Consider the following 21,401-nt stretch of genomic DNA (forward strand, 5'->3'; position numbering starts at 1 on the left):
TTTATTTAAATCTTTTGAACCTGCCGTACATCCCGTAAAGTCTTCCGGAAGACCTTTTCTGCTTCGTAACTATCAATCCTTCTTCGATAAGAAAGTTTCGGGCTATTAGTACTGCTCGGCTTCGCCATTACTGACCTTACACCTGCAGCCTATCAACGTCATCGTCTTTGACGACCCTCCTAAGGAAATCTTATCTTGAGGTTGGCTTCGTACTTAGATGCTTTCAGCACTTATCCTTTCCAGACTTAGATACCCGGCGGTGCACCTGGCGGTACAACCGGTAAACCAGAGGTCTGTCCAACACGGTCCTCTCGTACTAGTGTCAGATCCCCGCAAATTTCCTGCGCCCACGATAGATAGAGACCGAACTGTCTCACGACGTTCTGAACCCAGCTCGCGTGCCACTTTAATGGGCGAACAGCCCAACCCTTGGGACCTTCTCCAGCCCCAGGATGTGACGAGCCGACATCGAGGTGCCAAACCCCTCCGTCGATATGAGCTCTTGGGAGGGATCAGCCTGTTATCCCCGGAGTACCTTTTATCCTTTGAGCGATGGCCCTTCCATACGGAACCACCGGATCACTATGCTCTAGTTTCCTACCTGATCGACTTGTTTGTCTCCCAGTCAAGCACCCTTATGCCATTACACTCTGCGACCGGTTACCAATCGGTCTGAGGGTACCTTTAGAAGCCTCCGTTACGCTTTTGGAGGCGACCACCCCAGTCAAACTACCCACCATACAGTGTCCTCGCTTTCCGCAAGTTAGAACTCAAACAATCAAAGGGCCGTATTTCAACGGCGGCTCCACTAATACTGGCGTACCAGCTTCATAGCCTCCGGCCTATCCTACACATCAATTGCCCAAATTCAATGTAAAGCTATAGTAAAGGTTCACGGGGTCTTTTCGTCCCATCGCGGGTAATCGGCATCTTCACCGATACTACAATTTCACCGAGCTCACGGTTGAGACAGTGCCCAGATCGTTACACCATTCGTGCAGGTCGGAACTTACCCGACAAGGAATTTCGCTACCTTAGGACCGTTATAGTTACGGCCGCCGTTTACTGGGGCTTCAATTCAAGCCTTCGCTTGCGCTGAGCTCTCCTCTTAACCTTCCAGCACCGGGCAGGTGTCAGGCTGTATACTTCATGTTAACTATTTCGCACAGCCATGTGTTTTTGTTAAACAGTCGCCTGGGCCTATTCTCTGCGGCCGATCTTCCGATCGGCGTCCTTTATCCCGAAGTTACAGGACCATTTTGCCTAGTTCCTTAACCGTGACTCACTCGAGCGCCTCAGTATTTTCAACCCAACTACGTGTGTCCGTTTGTGGTACGGGTACTTCAATGATTATGTTTAGCGGATTTTCTCGGGAGCCTGGTTACGTCCATGTTGGATTGCACCGGGGTGCGTTCCATACTGTCAGGTTCGGATCTCTCTGCGGATTTGCCTACAGAGATCTGCTCCTACACCCTTCAACCGGCTATTCCGTCAGCCGGCAGGACTGTCACTTCTCCGTCTCCACGTCACTCATTAAAGCAGTAACGGAATATTAACCGTTTCTTCCATCGGCCTCGCCGTTCGGCTTATCCTTAGGTCCCGACTTACCCTGATCCGATTAACGTTGATCAGGAAACCTTAGTCTTTCGGCGAGGAGGTTTCTCACCTCCTTTATCGTTACTTATACCTACATTTGCTTTTCCGGAAGCTCCAACGGAGGTCATCCTCCATCTTCGACGCCGCCGGAATGCTCCCCTACCAATCTTTAAAGATTCCACTGCTTCGGTAAATGCTTTATGCCCGATTATTATCCATGCCAAATTCCTCGACTAGTGAGCTGTTACGCACTCTTTAAATGAATGGCTGCTTCCAAGCCAACATCCTAGCTGTCTTTGCAATCTGACTTCGTTTTCACAACTTAAGCATTATTTCGGGACCTTAGCAGGTGGTCTGGATTCTTCTCCTCTCGGACATGGACCTTAGCACCCATGCCCTCACTCCATGGAATCATATAATACGCATTCGGAGTTTGTCTGGACTTGATAGGCGGTGAAGCCCTCGCATCCAATCAGTCGCTCTACCTCATATTATACTTCGCACAGGCTGCACCTAAATGCATTTCGGGGAGTACGAGCTATCTCCAAGTTTGATTAGCCTTTCACCCCTACCCTCATCTCATTGGAACACTTTTCAACGTATAACCATTCGGACCTCCAGGTGGTGTTACCCAACCTTCATCCTGGACAAGGGTAGATCACTTGGTTTCGCGTCTACTCACAGTGACTTGACGCCCTATTCAGACTCGCTTTCGCTTCGGATTCGTACCTGAAGTACTTAACCTTGCCACTGAAAGTAACTCGTAGGTTCATTATGCAAAAGGCACGCCGTCACAGCTTACGCTGCTCCGACCGCTTGTAGGCAGACGGGTTCAGGGTCTATTTCACTCCTCTGTTCGAGGTTCTTTTCACCTTTCCTTCACAGTACTGGTTCGCTATCGGTCTCTCGGGAGTATTTAGCCTTACGGGATGGGCCCCGCTGCTTCGCGCAGAATTCCTCGTGCTCCGCGTTACTCAGGATGCCACTAGGCTTCGGCCTTGAGTCGTGTACCGGGCTGTCACCGTCTCTGGCCCACCTTTCCAGATGGTTCTACTTCAAGGCTGTCTTGCCACGTCGTGGTCCTACTACCCCGGCTTTGCCTAGACAAAACCGGTTTGGGCTTTTCCGCGTTCGCTCGCCACTACTTGCGGAATCACATTTTGTTTTCTTCTCCTACGGGTACTTAGATGTTTCAGTTCCCCGCGTTTGCCCCTTGTTTCAAGGTGACAGGCCTTCAACCTGCCGGGTTGCCCCATTCGGATATCCCGGGATCAAGGGTTATTTGCACCTCCCCCGGGCTTTTCGCAGCTTATCACGTCCTTCTTCGCCTCCGAGAGCCAAGGCATCCACCGTCTGCCCTTGCTTACTTTCTTTATCTGGCACTTTACGCGCCGGATTGATATTTACTAAGCTTGCTCTTCTTTTTTACTTTACTGAATGTACAACATGTCAAAGATCTTCTTCTGATGTTTCCATCAGGACTGTGGAGAATAACGGATTCGAACCGTTGACCCTCTGCGTGCAAAGCAGATGCTCTAGCCAGCTGAGCTAATCCCCCGTATCTGAGAGTAGTCCCAGGCAGAGTTGAACTGCCGACCTCTACATTATCAGTGTAGCGCTCTAACCAACTGAGCTATAGGACTGTCAACTTTGCCGGTTTCCCAGCTTCATCTTTTTCTCTCTATTATCTTTTCATATCCAACCTGTAGTACAAGGTATTCTTCATTCATACCTCTACTTGATCCTTCTTTTTTTCTTTCGGAATCTCTCGCTCCAGAAAGGAGGTGTTCCAGCCGCACCTTCCGGTACGGCTACCTTGTTACGACTTAGCCCCAGTCACCAGTTTTACCCTAGGCCGATCCTCACGGTTACGGACTTCAGGTACTCCCGGCTCCCATGGCTTGACGGGCGGTGTGTACAAGGCCCGGGAACGTATTCACCGCGCCATGGCTGATGCGCGATTACTAGCGAATCCAGCTTCACGGAGTCGAGTTGCAGACTCCGATCCGAACTGAGACGTGGTTTGGAGATTAGCTCCTTGTCGCCAAGTGGCTGCTCTTTGTCCACGCCATTGTAACACGTGTGTCGCCCCGGATGTAAGGGCCGTGCTGATTTGACGTCATCCCCGCCTTCCTCACAGCTTACGCTGGCAGTCCCGCTAGAGTCCTCAACTCTACTTGTTAGTAACTAACGGCAAGGGTTGCGCTCGTTATGGCACTTAAGCCGACACCTCACGGCACGAGCTGACGACAACCATGCAGCACCTCGCACATCGCTATTGCTAGAAAATCAGTTTCCTGATTCGTCGCTGTGCGTTCAAACCCGGGTAAGGTTCCTCGCGTATCATCGAATTAAACCACATGTTCCTCCGCTTGTGCGGGCCCCCGTCAATTCCTTTGAGTTTCACCGTTGCCGGCGTACTCCCCAGGTGGATTACTTAACGCTTTCGCTGTAGAGCTTACACTATATCGCAAACTCCTAGTAATCATCGTTTACTGCGTGGACTACCAGGGTATCTAATCCTGTTTGATACCCACGCTTTCGTGCTTCAGTGTCAGTTATGGCTTGGCAAGCTGCCTTCGCAATCGGAGTTCTGCGTGATATCTATGCATTTCACCGCTACACCACGCATTCCGCCTACCTCAAACATACTCAAGTCTCCCAGTATCAATGGCAATTTTATGGTTAAGCCACAAACTTTCACCGCTGACTTAAGAAACCACCTACGCACCCTTTAAACCCAATAAATCCGGATAACGCTCGCATCCTCCGTATTACCGCGGCTGCTGGCACGGAGTTAGCCGATGCTTATTCATACGGTACATACAAAAAGCCACTCGTGGCTCACTTTATTCCCGTATAAAAGAAGTTTACAAACCATAGATCCTTCATCCTTCACGCGACTTGGCTGGTTCAGCCTCTCGGCCATTGACCAATATTCCTCACTGCTGCCTCCCGTAGGAGTTTGGTCCGTGTCTCAGTACCAATGTGGGGGACCTTCCTCTCAGAACCCCTATCCATCGTCGGTTTGGTGGGCCGTTACCCCGCCAACTGCCTAATGGAACGCATGCCTATCTATCAGCGATGAATCTTTAACAAATATTCCCATGCGGGACCCCTGTTTCATGGAGCATTAATTCATCTTTCGATGAGCTATTCTCCTCTGATAGGTAAGTTGCATACGCGTTACTCACCCGTGCGCCGGTCGCCGGCAGAGTATTGCTACTCCCCGATGCCCCTCGACTTGCATGTGTTAAGCCTGTCGCTAGCGTTCATCCTGAGCCAGGATCAAACTCTTCGTTGTTGAAATTGTTTTTATGTCTTTGCTCAAGATTCCGTCTTTCCTTCAGGTTCAAGTATTATTGACGGTATTCATTCTAAATACTTGTACTACTGTTGTATATGTAATTTTCTCAAAGAACTCTTCTCAATCGGTTTCTTGCGAAACGTGGTGCAAAGGTAAGTATTTTTATTTTTATCTTCCAAATTTTTTCGAGGTTTTTTTCGATTTATTTTTTTCGGAAGACCGCCGGGCGGATATCGGATATCTGCCTGGATTCTTCCAACCTCATCCTCTTTCCTCTCCGGGTCCTTAACCCCTTCCATCATGTTGTCTCACGCATCTCTCTCGATTGCGGGTGCAAAAGTACTGCTTTATAACATATCCTCCAAATGTTTTTGCCACTTTTTTCCAATTATTTTTTGCCTTTCCTGATTGTCAGATATTTATAAATACACTTTTTCTTCCCCGTTCTTTTGGCTTGACCCAAAAGAACCAAATTTGCTTTACGCCTTCTCCGCTAGGCCGGTCATTTCTTTCTCTTGCTTTCCGTTCTTCCCTTTTATTTTTCTTCCTTTCCTCTTATTTTTTCTTCTTTTAATTCTCAATTTTCAATCCTCCATTCTCAATTGACTTCAAAGCCGGCGTGTTTTTATCATTTCACGCCGGCTTTTCATCAAAAGACGCCGGCTTTTTTCTCTTTCCTGCCTACCTTTTTAAATCAAATAAACGGGAATCGATTTCGATCCTCGGCGGATTTAATTTCGATTCCCGTTTAGTTTGGGATAGGACAATTTCATATACTCCTAAAAAAAGTTTAGAAGACAGAAAAGGACCTAAGAAACAGGCGATATATAATGATTATAAACAAGTTTTTATATCTTTGCCAATCGGTTATGTTCTCAACATAATGAGTACAATTACTTATGTTGGGTAAATACCGGAAAAGAGAGTTTGTGTGAATAAAGTATAGTACCAGAAATATTTAAAGAATCATGGCACTACAAATTAATTGGTTGGAGAGAATTGAACGAGAGAGTGGTTTATTTGCTATCGAAAGCATTAGTTTATTATATAATGTAATAACAACGGCCCTGATATTGATCTTATATGCGAACTTGGATCATCCTACCCTTATGTTATATGAACGACTGGGAATTGCCTCTTTGACAATTACCTTGGTTTTTCTATATACGATTGTCCCTTGTAAACTGACTGCTTTTCTGCGAATCGCTACTCAAATGGGATTGCTGGCCTATTGGTATCCGGATACTTATGAATTCAACCGTTTGTTTCCGAACATGGATCATTACTTTGCCCAAGCAGAGCAATGGCTGTTTGGTTGCCAACCCGCCGTCGAATTCAGTCAGCACTTTTCCAACCTCTGGATCAGTGAAGCCCTGCATATGGGATATTTCTTCTATTACCCCATGATTTTTATTGTAACTGTCTATTATTTCTTCAAACGGCACGACCAGTTTGAGAAAGTAGGCTTTTTATTTGTGACTTCTTTCTTTATATATTATGCTTTTTATATACTGATTCCTGTTGCCGGTCCACAATTCTATTTCCCGGCCATTGGCATGGACCAGGTTCTTGCAGGTCATTTCCCGGCCATCGGAGATTACTTTTATTCTAATAATAGTCTGCTTCCTGGTCCAGGTGATTCACATGGATTTTTCTACCAGCTTGTAGAAACATCTCAGCAAGTTGGCGAACGGCCCACAGCCGCTTTTCCCAGCTCTCACGTAGGAGTTTCCACCATAGCTATGTGTCTAGCCTGGAAAGCCAGCAAGAGACTATGGGTACTGCTCTTCCCATTTTATGCTTTACTTTGCGGAGCTACCGTTTATATACAAGCCCATTATCTAATTGACGCATTAGCCGGTTTTTGTACTGCTTTTCTCGTCCTTTGGATATCATCTCAACTGTATCAGCGACAAGCCGTATTTTCTATCATCCATATTTTCCCAGCTCTTCAAGGAGCCGGTATCAAGAAAGTCTTTTCCTATATTCTGATCTTCATTAGTATGAAAAAATAATCTGGACACTGGTTTTATTTACCTAATAAAACTGGTTTTCCAAAGGAAGAAAACCGATTCGGAACACTTTTTCAAACCTTTTGGATAGTATTCTGAAAAACAGAATACCTAATTTTATCGCCAAATTATTGGTGATATGGAAAATACTAAACAAGATCTATCCAAACAACCCACAAAAAGAGGAAATCCATACATGGGCTTTTTGTGGGGTATTTTAATTGTCTTATTTTTAAATGGACTTGTCTTTCCGAACTTGATGGATCGGAAAATCTACAAAACCGACTATGGCGACTTTATTGAAAAAATAAATAGCGGTCAAGTGCGGGAAGTCATGATTGAAGACAAACAGATTTATTTCACGGCCGACAATGAAAAAGGCCAACAAACGACCTATCAGACAGGAGCAATAAACGACCCTCAATTAGTAGACAGACTGCTACAAGCCAAAAGCCCAAATCAGTCAGGGAAAATAGCCTTCAATCAAATTGTTCCACGGGAAAATTCACCTATCCTGAATTTCATTCTGATGTGGATTTTGCCAGGACTACTGTTTTATATTATTTGGAAACAAACCAGTAAAAGCCTTCAAGCCCGATTAGGAGCCGGCGGAAATTTCATGTCATTTGGAAACAGCGGTGCCAAGATTTACGCCGATTCAGATATCAAAACAACTTTTGCTGACGTAGCCGGACAAAATGAGGCTAAGGAAATGTTATCTGAAATTGTAAACTTCCTGCATAATCCTCAGAAATATACAGATATTGGAGCCTCTTTACCCAAAGGAGCTTTATTGGTAGGACCTCCGGGAACCGGAAAGACCTTGATTGCCCGGGCAGTGGCCGGAGAAGCCAAAGTTCCATTCTTTGCTATATCCGGTTCGGAGTTTGTCCAGATGTTCGTTGGAATGGGTGCGGCCAAAGTGCGCGACTTATTTAAACAGGCCAGCGAAAAAGCACCTTGCATCATATTCATTGATGAAATTGATGCTATTGGGAAGAAACGAGACTCAGCTTATGGAGGAAATGATGAACGGGAACAGACGTTAAACCAATTATTAACCGAGATGGATGGTTTTGACGGACGAAAAGGTGTTGTCATCTTAGCTGCAACCAACCGACCAGAAATGTTGGACAAGGCTTTACTTCGCCCCGGACGTTTTGACCGGCGTATACAAATGGAACTTCCCGATTTGGAAGGACGAAAAGCAATCCTGCAAGTCCATCTGAAAAAGGTAAAACACGAAACGATTGATCTGGATATCGTTGCCCGGGCTACAGCCGGTTCGTCAGGAGCTGAATTGGCAAACATTGTCAATGAAGCAGCTCTACGTGCTGTCCGCTTAGGCCGTCAGCGTGTGATTACGGCAGACTTAGAAGAAAGTGTAGAGACTGTTATTGCCGGCGCACAGAAAAAGGACAAGGTCATTTCTCCCGAAGAGAAGAAAATCATTTCCTACCATGAGATCGGTCATGCCCTGGTTGCTGCCCTGCAATCACATTCCGCACCGGTACATAAAATAACCATCATACCACGTACATCCGGAGCTTTGGGCTATACGATGCAAGTAGACCGCGGTGAACATGTATTGATGAGCCAGGAAGATTTGTTTAACCGCATTGCTACACTCACCGGAGGCCGGGCTGCGGAAGAACTTCTTTGCCAAACAGTAACCACCGGTGCATCCAATGATATCGAACAAGCCACGCAGCTTGCCCGATCCATGGTAACGCGTTTCGGTATGAGTAAGAAATATGATATGATGGGATTGGAACAAGTCAATAATGCCTATTTAGGAGGAAATACGACCTTGAACTGTTCGGCCGAAACAGCTGCCGAAATCGACGAGGAAGTATTACGGCTCATCAAAGAAGCCCATCAGAAAGCTCGTGACCTCATTTCGAAACATATTCCGGTCATGCACGAAGCAGCCTCTTATCTGATAGAAAAAGAAACGATTACCGGCGACGAATTCATGAAGATTCTCCAGAAATATCGGGAACAGGCTTCCTGATCTTTCAACCGGTTTAACTCGGCTTATGCTTTTATTTTCCAGTAATGATTTTCCGGATCTCGCTCAGCTTGTTCAGCGCTTCGAGCGGAGTCAGGTTATTCAAGTCCATATTCTTGATTTCATCCCGAACCTGGCTCAAGACCGGATCATCCAGCTGGAAAAAGCTGAGCTGATAGTTTCCCGATTGCCCAGTTACCGGAGTTTTCTTTACCGATGAACCCGATATCGCTCCTTCCTGGCGTTTCTCAGACTCCAGCTGTTTCAATATTTCGTCTGCCCGGTTTACAATGCACTTGGGCATTCCGGCCATCTTGGCAACATGAATACCAAAACTGTGCTCACTTCCGCCGGGAACCAGTTTACGCAGAAATATCACCTTATTGCCGACTTCCTTTACCGAGACATTAAAGTTCTTGATCCGCGGGAAAGAGCGTTCCATCTCATTCAATTCATGATAATGCGTTGCGAAGAGAGTCTTGGCATGTGTATTCGGATGTTCGTGAATGTACTCGACAATTGCCCAGGCAATGGAAATACCATCGTAGGTACTTGTTCCCCGGCCTAATTCGTCAAACAAGACCAGACTGCGCGAAGTCATGTTATTCAGAATATCTGCCGCCTCGTTCATCTCGACCATGAAGGTTGATTCTCCGACCGATATATTGTCAGAAGCTCCTACACGGGTAAAGATTTTATCCACGATTCCGATCCGGGCACTCTCGGCCGGTACGAAACATCCGATCTGAGCCAACAGAGTGATCAAAGCTGTCTGACGCAGCAAAGCCGACTTACCCGCCATATTCGGTCCGGTAATGATAATGATCTGCTGTTTGTCTTCATCCAAATATACATCGTTCGCCACATAAACTTCTCCCAAAGGCAACTGCTTTTCGATAACCGGATGACGGCCACCTTTAATATCGATCACGTCCGATTCATCTACCAGCGGACGAATATACTTATTGCTTTCAGCTGCTTTGGCAAACGAAAGCAGGCAATCCAGACGCCCAACCAGATTCGCATTACACTGGATGGGAGGAATATATTCCGTCAGGCAGAGCACCAACTCATTGAACAGACGGGCTTCCAAAGAAAGAATCTTCTCTTCGGCTCCTAAGATCTTCTCTTCATACTCTTTCAGTTCTTCGGTAATGTAACGCTCGGCATTAACCAACGTCTGTTTACGTATCCAGTCGGCCGGAACTTTATCCTTATGGGCATTCCGGACTTCAATATAATAACCAAAAACATTGTTGAAAGCTATCTTCAAACTGGGAATACCGGTCCGCTCAATTTCCCGCTGCTGTACTTGCAGCAAATAATCTTTTCCCGAATAAGCAATCGAACGCAACTCATCCAGTTCAGCGTTAACTCCTTTGGCAATGACGCCACCCCGATTAACCAAAGTAGGCGGATCAGGCTGAATTTCCCGATCAATCCGATCCCGAATCAGGGCACAGACATTCAGCTGCTCGCCAATCCGGCATAAAGAAGGTTCGTTGCTTGCCATACAAGCCTCTTTGATCGGCTCAAGTGCCTGCAAAGCAACCTTCAGCTGTACAACTTCACGCGGAGAGACACGCCCGACGGCTACTTTCGAGATAATACGTTCGAGGTCTCCAATCTGTTCAAGCTGCTCGTCCAGTAATTCTTTCACTTCCGGATGACGGAAGAAATATTCCACCACATCCTGTCTTTCCTGAATCGGCTTTACATCTTTCAACGGGAATAAAATCCACCGGCGCAACAATCGGGAACCCATCGGAGAAATCGTTTTGTCGATGACATCCAGCAGGCTTTTCCCGTCTTCGTTCATCGCACTGACCAGCTCCAGACTACGTACCGTAAACTTATCCAGACGGACATAACGCTCTTCTTCTATCCGAGATAACGAAGTGATATGAGAAATATGGGTATGCTGTGTCTGATCCAAATAATACAAAATAGCCCCTGAAGCGATAATTCCCAACTTCAGGTGCTGGATACCGAAACCTTTCAGGTTCTTTGTTTCGAAATGCTTCAGCAGACGGTCGTTGGCTGCTTCAGAAGTAAAAATCCAGTCGTCCAGTTCGTACGTAAAATAACGCGGACCAAAGAGTTCTTCGAATCTTTTCTTGTTGTTCCGTTCTATCAGGACTTCTTTCGGCGAGAAGTTATTCAACAGCTTATCAATATAATCCGTCGTTCCTTCGGCCGTGAGGAATTCACCCGTAGAAATATCGAGGAAAGAAACGCCACATTTGTCTTTTACCAGATGAATGGCTGCCAGGAAATTATTTTCCTTATGGTTCAAGATATTATCGTTGATAGAAACGCCCGGAGTTACCAGTTCAGTAATTCCGCGCTTCACGAGTTTCTTGGCCAACTTCGGGTCTTCCAGCTGGTCGCATATAGCTACCCGTTTGCCGGCACGCACCAGTTTCGGCAAATAAGTATCCAAGGCATGATGCGGAAACCCGGCCATCTCGACCGACTGCCCTACTCCATTCGCCCGTTTTGTCTGGACAATGCCCAATATTTCAGCTCCGACGACTGCGTCATCGCCATACATCTCGTAAAAGTCGCCCACACGAAACAGTAAAATAGCATCTGGATGTTTCGCCTTGATATCAAAATACTGCTTCATCAATGGGGTTTCTACTATCTTTGCCACGATTTATCCTGCTTTAAATTAATCTGAGCAAAATTAGCACAAAAATAGGAAACGGAAAAATGCTCTTTCCCGAAACTCAGCCCATCATTTATCCTTTCCGGATCAGTTCAGGATGCTGGCATTCTTCTTTGAGGAAGGTTTCGATATGGCGTTTTTTCTTGTCTTCCAATATTTCATTGATCTTAATCAGTATGCCCGTTTCTTCCACTTCACCGAATTCATGGTTGATAGCCGTACCGAATACCTTCATCTTCGGAGAAAGACTCATATAGGCATTTACCAATGGCGGGACATTAATACCAAATTTCCGGACTTCCTGATTCAATACCTTATAATTATCCTTGAAATTATCATAGCGGAACAACTCTTTCATCCGCTCTACATCTGTATTGGTCTGCAACGGATAAATCGGGGTTACCAAATGTTCTTTATCCTCAAAATGATGATGCAGGAAATACAGAATCATATTCCTAGCCTCAGTATTATAGGTATTATACATCGTTACCTTTCCAAAGAAATACTGCAACGTAGGGTCGATTACCGACAAAGCCCCCAGTCCATCCCAAAGATTATCCAAAACGAACAATCCCCGAGCATTGCCCGAACGCGTTGCCTGAAACTCAAGGGCCACAAACGAACGGCCTAATTCTACAGTATAAGGCAGATATTCCCGGATAAACCGGTCGGAGAAATTAAACAGATGAGATGTTGCCAAAACAGGTTTGCCCTGTTTGTCGAACCGGACATCCGAGCCACAAAGGAAACGATAACCACCCAAGATCATCTCTTCATCCGGATTCCAGACAATCAGCTGCCGGTATGCGTCTTCCATCGTATCGAACTCATCAATATCAACCGGGAACCCGGTTCCACCACCATAATAACGGAAAGCGATTTCCCGCAGACGTCCAATTTCTTGCATTACATTGGGTGAATCGTGAGCGGTTATGACATAAATCTCATTATTTGATTTATTCGTACGGCGAAGCAACTTGTCTTTCGTCAACTCCGCTTTCAATAAGCCGCGGTCAATCGGTTGAATGATATCTTGCATCGTATTATCCTTTTAAATGATAAACAATTTGTTTTACCCATTCCGCCCACTCTACCGACTTCTGGCCGGAAGTGAAGGTTTGCCACGGAATCGGTTTTCCAAAGTAGATATGGAATGTTTTATGCTTGGCCCGGAACATCTCGTCCGGCAAATAAATCATTTCATAATTCATCTTGATACCCAGTTTTTTCCGAATATTGGCCAACCGGTAAAAACGGGCAGAATTCTGTCCGTCAAAATAAACCGGCACGATATCCCGTTTGTATTGCACTGCCTTCTGGATAAACGACTTTTTCCATTCCAAATCTACAATCTTCCCGTTTATTTTCCGTGAACAAAGTCCAGCTGGAAAGGTAATAATCTGATTGTCGGAAGCGTATGCCTCCTCAATTCGAAGAGCATTATCGCGTCCTTGTGCGCCATGCTTGTTAATCGGGACAAAAATAGATTGCAGATTCTGTAAATAGAGCAGAAGATCGTTCACCAGATAACGGATTTTTCCATCATACCGCCGGCCAATATAAGCCGACAGGCAAATCCCGTCCATTCCTCCAAGCGGATGATTGGAAGCAAATATAAACCGCCCGTCGGACTTCAGGTTCTCTTCACCGTGAATATCCAGCTTCAAATCGAAATAACCGAGTAAAGATTCCATGAAATCAACCCCATACTTGTCGTGATAACGAAGTATAATGTCATTCAGTTCATCCTGATGAACCGTACGAACCAGATAATTAACCAGAAAGTCCGGGATCTTCTTCGCAGCAGAAGGGGCTTTCTGTTCCAATACCTTACGGATATTTATCAAATTAATTCCTTGTTCGTTCATTGGAGATTGATTCTTTTCGTTACAAACTTACAATAAAAAATAACATGATATGTATATATTCAATAAAACCTGTGAAAAAAGACCACAACCCTGTTAATCATGAGTTCAATTCTTGCCAGAAAATAAATGGTGAACAGAAGTCAAGAAGCTTTTCACATATATCGAAAAGCCCGTTTCTAACGAGAATCAAATTCATTTCCAGACATAATAGAATCATAATGTAATATATTCCGCATGAAATTAGCGGATGGATTATATAAATTGTTACAAAATGATAGTTATCTTTGCAGCACGAAACTGTTAAGCGCAACTTCTTATTAACATGAAAGAGAATAATAAACCAACATCCATCCTTTTAATCTATACGGGCGGAACTATCGGGATGATACAAAGCCAGGAAACAGGATTACTCGAACCTTTCGATTTTCAATATTTGTCCCAGTTTATTCCTGATCTGAATGCTTTAGACTGTACCATTTCGACTATCCAATTTGAGAATCCGCTTGATTCATCCGAAATCGGACCAGATGTATGGATCAAAATAGCACAGATTATTACCGAGAATTATGCTATATACGACGGATTTGTCGTTTTACACGGGACAGACACAATGGCTTTCACAGCCTCTGCCCTTAGTTTCATACTCGAGAATCTGAGTAAACCGGTTATCTTAACAGGTTCACAACTGCCATTAGGCATGCTTCGTACGGATGGAAAAGAGAATCTGATCACAGCCATTGAAATAGCTGCTGCCCGCGACGGTGATTCTCCGCTTATTCAGGAGGTTTGTATTTTCTTTGAGAATGATTTGATGCGTGGCAACCGAACCAGCAAGACGAGCGCCGACAATTTCAATGCTTTTCATTCTTATAATTACCCGGTACTGGCTCATGCAGGTATCAGTATTCATTACAACTTGCCCCATATTTACCGGTCTAAACTGAGAAAGCCTTTGAAACCGCATTATACCTTCGACAACCATATCGCCATACTCAAACTTTTCCCGGGTATGTCGCCCTCGGTTGTTGAGAATCTGCTGAATACGCCCAACTTAAAAGGAGTTGTGATGGAAACCTTCGGCAGTGGAAACGCGCCTTCGTCGGAATGGTTTCTCAAACTGATCCGAGAGGCAACCGACAAAGGTATTGTGATCGTCAATATTACGCAATGCCATACCGGAAGTGTTGAAATGGGACGATATAAAACAGGCCATCATTTACTTGAAAACGGAGTAATCAGCGGTTACGACAGTACAACCGAAAGTGCTGTTACCAAACTGATGTTTCTGTTCGGAAGCGGATTAAGTCCGGAAGAAGTAAAAGAATATATGCAGTGTTCGCTAATTGGTGAGATTACAGTAGAAGATTAAAAGAAACCATCTATTCATAAAAATGGCATACAGAATCAATTACCATTCCGGTATCTGTATGCCATTTCTTTTTCTGCCTGTTTTTTAGGAAACCTTATTCAGCTACGGCTTCCTTAGATATGGGTGAAAGATCTATTCTTTCTACCTCAGACGAGGATTCTTCCACCACGATATTTTGCCCGTCTGTCTGTTCAACTTCTTCACGAGACTTTTTCTCTTCCCGAAGTTTTTTCTTCAAGCCTAAAATATGCTGTTGGAAAATCCGGTCCGTACGTATTTTTTTCATAGCCATCTGAGCCGCGTTCTGTTGTGATTCCTTTTTAGAATATCCGATTCCGATTCCAATATGTTCGCCGGTTTCAACAAGAACGGCTGCCGTCTGGAATACCGGATTACTCTGTTCATCCTGGAACGACTCAATAATCTCAAACGATATCGGTAAGCGGTTCTTTTGTCCCCATTCAATCAAATTCGATTTGAAGTTGACTTCCGTTTCCGAAATCTTGTCAATGTCAATATGTTTTTTGATCAGGACATCATCAATAAACCGATAACACGCATCAAAACCCTGATCCAGATAAATAGCTCCGATTAATGCTTCCAAAGCATTTCCCAGCATATTGCTATTATGCGCTTCGTGCTGAGCATGCACATTAATAGAATACCTTAGCAGATGATCGATGCCCAAACTTAATCCGATCCGATTCATCGAATCGCGAGACACAATCTTGGAACGTGTATTCGTCAGGAAACCTTCTCTCTTATTCTGGAAATGCTTATAAACAATATCCGCTACCACCGCACTCAATATAGCATCACCCAAGAATTCAAGACGTTCGTTATTCAACCATTTTCCTTCATCGTCTTCTATAGATTGTGACTTATGCAGAAAAGCCTGCTTGTACAGCTGGATATTATCCGGATAAAAGCCTACAATCTTATATATAGACAAATAAGGCTCCTTACCTTTATGCATAAGGAGCCTTATTTTTTTGTATAGTTGTGATAACACGTTACTTTACAAATTTTTTAACGATTACACTGGCATTATGACCACCAAAGCCGAATGTATTTGACAAAGCTACATTTACTGTACGCTTCTGAGCTTTATTAAATGTAAAGTTCAAGTTGTAATCAATTTCCGGATCATCATCTCCTTCAGCATGGTTAATAGTTGGAGGAACGATATCTTCCTGGACGGCTTTGATACTAACGATAGCTTCCAAAGCACCCGCAGCACCCAGCAAGTGTCCTGTCATTGATTTCGTTGAACTGATATTCAATTTATAGGCGTGCTCACCAAATACTTTCTGAATAGCTTTTACTTCTGAAATATCACCTACCGGAGTAGAGGTTCCGTGAACATTGATATAGTCAATGTCTTCCGGTTTCATTTCAGCGTCTTCCAATGCATTCTTCATTACCAGGATAGCTCCTAAGCCTTCCGGATGAGAAGCTGTTAAGTGATAAGCATCGGCTGACATTCCAGCACCGGCAACTTCTGCATAGATCTTCGCTCCACGGGCCAAAGCATGTTCCAATTCTTCCAATACCAGACACGCAGCACCTTCACCCATCACGAAACCATCACGGCTTCCGCTGAACGGACGTGAAGCAGTTTCAGGAGAATCATTACGTGTTGACAAAGCATTCATTGAATTGAAGCCGCCTACACCAGGAGCAGCGATTGCAGCTTCTGCTCCACCTGTTACAATTACATTAGCTTTTCCTAAACGGATATAATTGAATGCATCTGCAATTGCATTCGTTGAAGATGCACAAGCTGATACAGTTGCAAAATTCGGGCCACGGAATCCGTAAATCATAGAAATATGACCAGCTGCGATATCCGCGATCATCTTCGGAATAAAGAACGGATTGAACTTCGGACCAATTGTATCTTTAGTCTTAGCATAACCCAATACTTCATCTTCAAAAGTCTGGATACCACCGATACCCGCAGCAAAGATAACACCGATACGATCCTTATCTTCGCTTTCCAAGTCCATTGCTGCATCTTCAATTGCTTGCTTGGCTGCACCAATGGCTAACAAACTATAACGATCACATTTGCGTGCTTCTTTACGATCTACATATAAAGAGGCATCGAAGTTTTTTACTTCACATGCAAACCGTGTCTTAAATTTACTTGCATCAAAATGAGTAATAGGTCCTGCCCCACTCTTCCCGTTGAGAAGACCCTCCCATGTTTCTGCGAGGGTATTTCCAAGAGGAGTAATAGTTCCAAGACCTGTTACTACAACTCGTTTTAATTCCATACCTTTTTATATAAAAAGGGTTGATTACTTCGCGTTAGCTTCGATATAAGCGATAGCGTCACCTACAGTTGTAATCTTTTCTGCTTGATCATCAGGAATAGAGATACCGAATTCTTTTTCAAATTCCATAATCAATTCTACTGTATCAAGAGAGTCTGCTCCTAAATCGTTAGTAAAGCTTGCTTCGTTTGTAACTTCTGATTCTTCTACACTCAGTTTATCAACGATGATATTCTTTACTTTTTCAGCTATTTCAGACATAACTTTTGAATTTAGATTAATAATTACAATATTACTTTTTATTTTTGCACTGCAAAGAAACGAATTTTTTGCGTTACAATACAAATTTAAAGACCGAAAAATGAGATAAATTGCACATTTTTTATTTTCTTGTGCACAAAAACAGAAATTATCATGAAGAATATAGCCATTTTTGCTTCCGGAGCAGGTACAAATGCAGAGAATATTGCCGAATATTTTTCTAAGAATGAAAAGATTAATGTGGCATTAATTGTGTCTAACAGATTGAAAGCGGGTGTACACGAACGGGCCGCCCGTCTGCATATTCCTTCCATTACTTTATCGAAAGCCGACTTTGAGGCCGGCGAACCGGTAATCAAAGTCTTGCAGGAATATCACATTGACTTTATTGTCTTAGCCGGTTTCATGAGCAAGATCTCTGATCCGCTTATGCAGGCTTTTCCGGAAAAGATTATCAATATCCATCCGTCTCTCTTGCCCAAACATGGCGGAAAAGGCATGTACGGCATGCATGTACACGAGGCTGTGGTTGCTGCCGGTGAAAGAGAATCAGGAATTACCATACATTATATTAATGAACATTACGATGAAGGCGCCATCATCTTCCAGGCGTCATGCGAATTACTCCCGACAGATACGCCTGAAGATGTAGCGGCAAAGGTACACGCCTTAGAATATACTTATTATCCGCAAGTCATCGAGAAGTTGCTCACTCAAGAGGCTTGAAAGGTAATTCGGTATCTTTCCGGTAACCTGTTCCGTTGAATGTGGCGATCAGCTCACCAGCTTCGTTAGTGATACGGACTTCGCAGTTGGCAAGACGTTTATGACTGAAGGCTTCACGCGCTTCGGCATAAAGGAATCCTTTGCTTTCTGATTTGAAGAAATTAATATTAGAGGTAATAGAAAATGTCAGGCGGGCATGACTGTTGGTGGCTGCCGCAAAAGCCAAGTCGGCCAAGGTAAAAATCGCTCCGCCCTGACAAACACCGCCTCCGTTCAAATGTTCGGGTTTGATTTCCATGCGGGCTTTTGCATATCCGTTGCCGGCTTCCAGTAATTCAACACCGGCCAATAGGGCAAATTTATCCCCTTGTAAAAATTCTTGTATAGTCATAGTAAGTTAATGAGTTAACAAATTAATAAAAAGACGAGTTGACAAGGATATTCCGCTTTGTCAACTCGCCCGCTATCATGCTTATTTATTCAATTTCCATTCGGCACCTTCTTTGGTATCCTTAATTTCGAAGCCCATTGCCGTCAATTCATTCCGGATCTTATCCGAAGTAGCCCAGTCTTTATTGGCTTTAGCCTGCTGGCGGATCGACAACAGTAAATCTACCGCTTTGCTGAATGCTTCCACACTGCCGTTATCGGCTCCACTCCGTGCTTCATCTTTCAAGCCAAGCAAATCAAAGACGAACAGCTGGAATACGTCTTGCAGTTCCTTCAGATCGGCTTCTGAGATCGTATCTTTTCCATCTTTAATAGAATTAATGGTACGAGAAGCATCGAACAGATGAGAGATGACAATCGGTGTATTCAGGTCATCATTCATGGCATCATAACATTTCTGTCTTAAATCCTTCAAATCGACTGTCGATGCAGCTGCCGGTTTCAACTTCAGCAAACTTGCATAAGCATCAAGCAGACGGGCCAACCCTTTTTCTGAAGCTTGCAAAGCATCGTTACTGAAATCGACTGTACTCCGATAATGAGCCTGAAGAATAAAGAAACGAATTGTCATCGGAGAATAAGCCTGTACCAGCATTGCATGATTACCGTTAAAGAACTCATCCAACGTAATGAAGTTGCCCAATGACTTGCCCATCTTCTGACCATTAATGGTAATCATATTATTGTGCATCCAATAATGTACCATATCATGTCCTTGAGAAGCGACTGCCTGAGCAATTTCACATTCATGATGCGGGAATATCAAGTCCATACCGCCACCGTGAATATCGAAGTTTTCACCCAGATATTTCTTTCCCATGGCCGTACATTCACAATGCCATCCGGGGAAACCATCACTCCACGGAGAAGGCCAACGCATGATATGTTCCGGCTGTGCACACTTCCAAAGAGCAAAGTCAATCGGATTATGTTTCTCTTCCTGTCCGTCAAGAGCACGTGTTGTATTGAGCATATCCTCAATATTCCGTCCCGACAAGATTCCGTACCGATGATCTTTATTATACTTCTCAACATCGAAGTATACCGAACCCTGGCTTTCATAAGCATATCCGTTATCCAGGATTTTCTTTACCAAATCAATTTGTTCGATAATATGACCGGAAGCATGTGGTTCAATACTGGGAGGCAATACGTTCAGTGCGTCCATCGCCTTATGATACCGGTTCAGATAATACTGAACCACTTCCATCGGCTCCAACTGTTCCAGGCGTGCTTTCTTAGCGATCTTGTCTTCTCCACTGTCGGCATCATGCTCCAAGTGACCAACATCCGTAATATTACGTACATAACGCACTTTATATCCCAAATGTTTCAAATACCGAAACAAGACATCAAACGTAATCGCCGGACGCGCATGTCCGAGATGCGCATCTCCATAAACCGTTGGTCCGCAAACATACATGCCAACAAAAGGTTCGTGCAACGGAACAAATTGTTCCTTTCTACGGGTCAACGTGTTGTAAATATGCAAAGGATGTTCCATAATTCAATCATTTAATATCGCAAAGGTAATATTTATCACAGCATTACCGATAGTATGTTGCCAATTTTTCTTGCTTAGGATCAATGATGCCGTCAATAATCCACCCACGACTTGTGGGTGAATTGCAAAACATCTACAATAAAGCACATAAATCCAAGAGGCGTAATCTTTAATTGGCTCATAAATTCCGCCTTATAATAACTTTAAAATACCAATCAAATATTCCAAACACATACTCAACTTATTTTGTGGTGTAATAGAAGATGTATAAAGAATATTGTTTATCACCCTCAAATAGTTCAACAATATTGATGGATTATAATCTTTGGTTGTCAACTCCAACACCTTTTTTGAATATTCAATCCAGGCATTACACACTTCAAGTGAAAGAGTACTATCTCCCATTTTTTGTAAGCCATCATCAATTACATCCTTTATATATCTGAGAGCTAAATCTCGATTATAATAATTGTTCATCATTTTTCTTCGTTTGAGATAATTTTTTCCATTTCACTTTTTAATTCATCAGAAGTCTTTTGTCCTTTTTTCAACACATCGTCTGCCAATTGACTTGAAATCTTATTAGATTCAATCATTTTATGTGTATTAAAACGAATACCGAAGCCTTCGAAATTATCAAACAAAGGCATTAATATTAATGCTAACCACAAAATGAATATCAAGTTTTTGCCGTTAAACTGATCGAAGAATGTAAAATTTATCAACTCGTGGAAATTATTAAAAACATAGATGCTTGTTCCTACCAACACTACCACATACCATACTTTTCTAATCCAGGTTAATTCCAATTCTATTTTTTCCACATCCATTAGAAACGAATGTACTACATTTAATATCTTTCTCATAAACATCATTTAATAATGACAACTCTTTCTACTTGGTCAAGTATATGTAAGACTTTTAGTCCTTATCCAAAGACGATGATTCCATTTTGCTCAATCTGATCTTTAAAAAACACATCCATATTCCGATTCATTCGAATAAGATCGACGGGACAGCCCAACATACTCTCAAAAAAATGTTTCAAGTGCACAAAGTGAATAAGGCCTGTGGGATCTGCGTCAATACAGATATCCACATCACTGCCTTCGGTCTGCTCACCTCTTACCACAGAACCAAATATACGCAAAGAACGTATTCCATATTCTTGCTGTAATTCTTGCTTTCGCGAATTAATTATACGAATACATTCCTCTATCGTCTTCATATTCCTTCACTGTTTGTCGCAAAGGTAATACTTATCACTTCATTCACGACAGAATACACTGGTTTTTCTTTATTCTTTATTCAAAAATGATGATTCCATTTCGCTTAATCTAATCATTA

The 21,401-nt window shown here is 43.5% G+C and carries 14 protein-coding genes, 2 tRNA genes, 2 rRNA genes and 1 pseudogene; 4 read left to right on the forward strand and 15 right to left on the reverse strand.

Annotation, left to right across the window (positions count from 1 at the left end; translation table 11 throughout):
* Nucleotides 1-86: 86 nt before the first annotated feature.
* The 4 genes from NEE14_RS10875 to NEE14_RS10890 form a co-directional block, all read right to left on the reverse strand.
* Nucleotides 87-2,969, reverse strand: a 23S ribosomal RNA gene (locus tag NEE14_RS10875).
* A gap of 111 nt (nt 2,970-3,080) precedes the next feature.
* Nucleotides 3,081-3,154, reverse strand: a tRNA-Ala gene (locus NEE14_RS10880).
* Between the two features lie 11 nt (nt 3,155-3,165).
* A tRNA-Ile gene (locus tag NEE14_RS10885) sits at nt 3,166-3,239 on the reverse strand.
* 134 nt (nt 3,240-3,373) lie between these two features.
* Nucleotides 3,374-4,900, reverse strand: a 16S ribosomal RNA gene (locus NEE14_RS10890).
* The 16S and 23S rRNA genes sit together here with 2 tRNA genes alongside, the layout of an rRNA operon.
* A gap of 971 nt (nt 4,901-5,871) precedes the next feature.
* On the opposite strand from NEE14_RS10890, the pseudogene NEE14_RS10895 reads away from it, so the two are divergent.
* Both NEE14_RS10895 and ftsH read left to right on the forward strand, forming a co-directional pair.
* Nucleotides 5,872-6,816, forward strand: a pseudogene (locus tag NEE14_RS10895) (phosphatase PAP2 family protein); the annotation flags it as partial.
* Between the two features lie 238 nt (nt 6,817-7,054).
* Nucleotides 7,055-8,929 (forward strand): ATP-dependent zinc metalloprotease FtsH, encoded by a 1,875-nt coding sequence (gene ftsH, locus NEE14_RS10900; protein ID WP_251967871.1) that lies wholly within the window; start codon nt 7,055-7,057, stop codon nt 8,927-8,929.
* Nucleotides 8,930-8,960: 31 nt separating this feature from the next.
* Here ftsH and mutS read toward each other — a convergent pair whose 3' ends face one another.
* The 3 genes from mutS to NEE14_RS10915 all read right to left on the reverse strand — a co-directional run bounded on the left by mutS (nt 8,961) and on the right by NEE14_RS10915 (nt 13,465).
* Nucleotides 8,961-11,582 (reverse strand): DNA mismatch repair protein MutS, encoded by a 2,622-nt coding sequence (gene mutS, locus NEE14_RS10905; protein WP_251967870.1) that lies wholly within the window; start codon nt 11,580-11,582, stop codon nt 8,961-8,963.
* An 88-nt stretch (nt 11,583-11,670) separates the two neighbouring features.
* On the reverse strand, nt 11,671-12,636 hold the full coding sequence (locus NEE14_RS10910) for a GNAT family N-acetyltransferase (protein WP_251967869.1): 966 nt from the start codon (nt 12,634-12,636) through the stop codon (nt 11,671-11,673).
* A 4-nt stretch (nt 12,637-12,640) separates the two neighbouring features.
* Nucleotides 12,641-13,465, reverse strand: coding sequence for a 1-acyl-sn-glycerol-3-phosphate acyltransferase (locus NEE14_RS10915; RefSeq protein WP_251967868.1), 825 nt, complete (start codon nt 13,463-13,465; stop codon nt 12,641-12,643).
* Between the two features lie 322 nt (nt 13,466-13,787).
* On the opposite strand from NEE14_RS10915, the gene NEE14_RS10920 reads away from it, so the two are divergent.
* A complete protein-coding gene (locus tag NEE14_RS10920; RefSeq protein WP_251967867.1) occupies nt 13,788-14,834 on the forward strand; it encodes an asparaginase in 1,047 nt (348 codons plus the stop codon).
* A gap of 94 nt (nt 14,835-14,928) precedes the next feature.
* On the opposite strand, the gene rnc is transcribed toward NEE14_RS10920, so the two are convergent.
* The 3 genes from rnc to NEE14_RS10935 are packed head-to-tail and all read right to left on the reverse strand — an operon-like array spanning nt 14,929 to nt 17,374.
* Nucleotides 14,929-15,810, reverse strand: coding sequence for a ribonuclease III (gene rnc, locus NEE14_RS10925; protein WP_251967866.1), 882 nt, complete (start codon nt 15,808-15,810; stop codon nt 14,929-14,931).
* A gap of 37 nt (nt 15,811-15,847) precedes the next feature.
* On the reverse strand, nt 15,848-17,113 hold the full coding sequence (gene fabF, locus NEE14_RS10930; protein WP_251967865.1) for a beta-ketoacyl-ACP synthase II: 1,266 nt from the start codon (nt 17,111-17,113) through the stop codon (nt 15,848-15,850).
* Between the two features lie 24 nt (nt 17,114-17,137).
* Entirely contained in the window at nt 17,138-17,374 is a 237-nt protein-coding gene (locus tag NEE14_RS10935; protein WP_022454585.1) for an acyl carrier protein, read from the reverse strand.
* A 153-nt stretch (nt 17,375-17,527) separates the two neighbouring features.
* On the opposite strand from NEE14_RS10935, the gene purN reads away from it, so the two are divergent.
* The gene (gene purN / locus NEE14_RS10940) at nt 17,528-18,100 is read left to right on the forward strand and encodes a phosphoribosylglycinamide formyltransferase (RefSeq protein ID WP_251967864.1); all 573 of its coding nucleotides are present in this window, start codon (nt 17,528-17,530) and stop codon (nt 18,098-18,100) included.
* On the opposite strand, the gene NEE14_RS10945 is transcribed toward purN, so the two are convergent.
* From NEE14_RS10945 to NEE14_RS10965, 5 genes are all read right to left on the reverse strand, one after another.
* Nucleotides 18,084-18,491: a PaaI family thioesterase gene (locus tag NEE14_RS10945; protein ID WP_251967863.1), complete on the reverse strand. Its 408-nt coding sequence runs from the start codon at nt 18,489-18,491 to the stop codon at nt 18,084-18,086. The genes purN and NEE14_RS10945 overlap by 17 nt on opposite strands.
* A gap of 81 nt (nt 18,492-18,572) precedes the next feature.
* A complete protein-coding gene (cysS, locus tag NEE14_RS10950) occupies nt 18,573-20,054 on the reverse strand; it encodes a cysteine--tRNA ligase (RefSeq protein WP_251967862.1) in 1,482 nt (493 codons plus the stop codon).
* 192 nt (nt 20,055-20,246) lie between these two features.
* Nucleotides 20,247-20,534, reverse strand: coding sequence for a hypothetical protein (locus tag NEE14_RS10955; RefSeq protein WP_251967861.1), 288 nt, complete (start codon nt 20,532-20,534; stop codon nt 20,247-20,249).
* A complete protein-coding gene (locus tag NEE14_RS10960; protein WP_251967860.1) occupies nt 20,531-20,920 on the reverse strand; it encodes a hypothetical protein in 390 nt (129 codons plus the stop codon). The genes NEE14_RS10955 and NEE14_RS10960 overlap by 4 nt, the downstream gene beginning before the upstream one ends.
* A gap of 62 nt (nt 20,921-20,982) precedes the next feature.
* On the reverse strand, nt 20,983-21,282 hold the full coding sequence (locus tag NEE14_RS10965) for a nucleotidyltransferase family protein (protein WP_251967859.1): 300 nt from the start codon (nt 21,280-21,282) through the stop codon (nt 20,983-20,985).
* Nucleotides 21,283-21,401: the final 119 nt, after the last annotated feature.

The sequence above is a fragment of the Parabacteroides sp. AD58 genome, assembly GCF_023744375.2.
Classification (GTDB): Bacteria; Bacteroidota; Bacteroidia; order Bacteroidales; family Tannerellaceae; genus Parabacteroides; species Parabacteroides absconsus.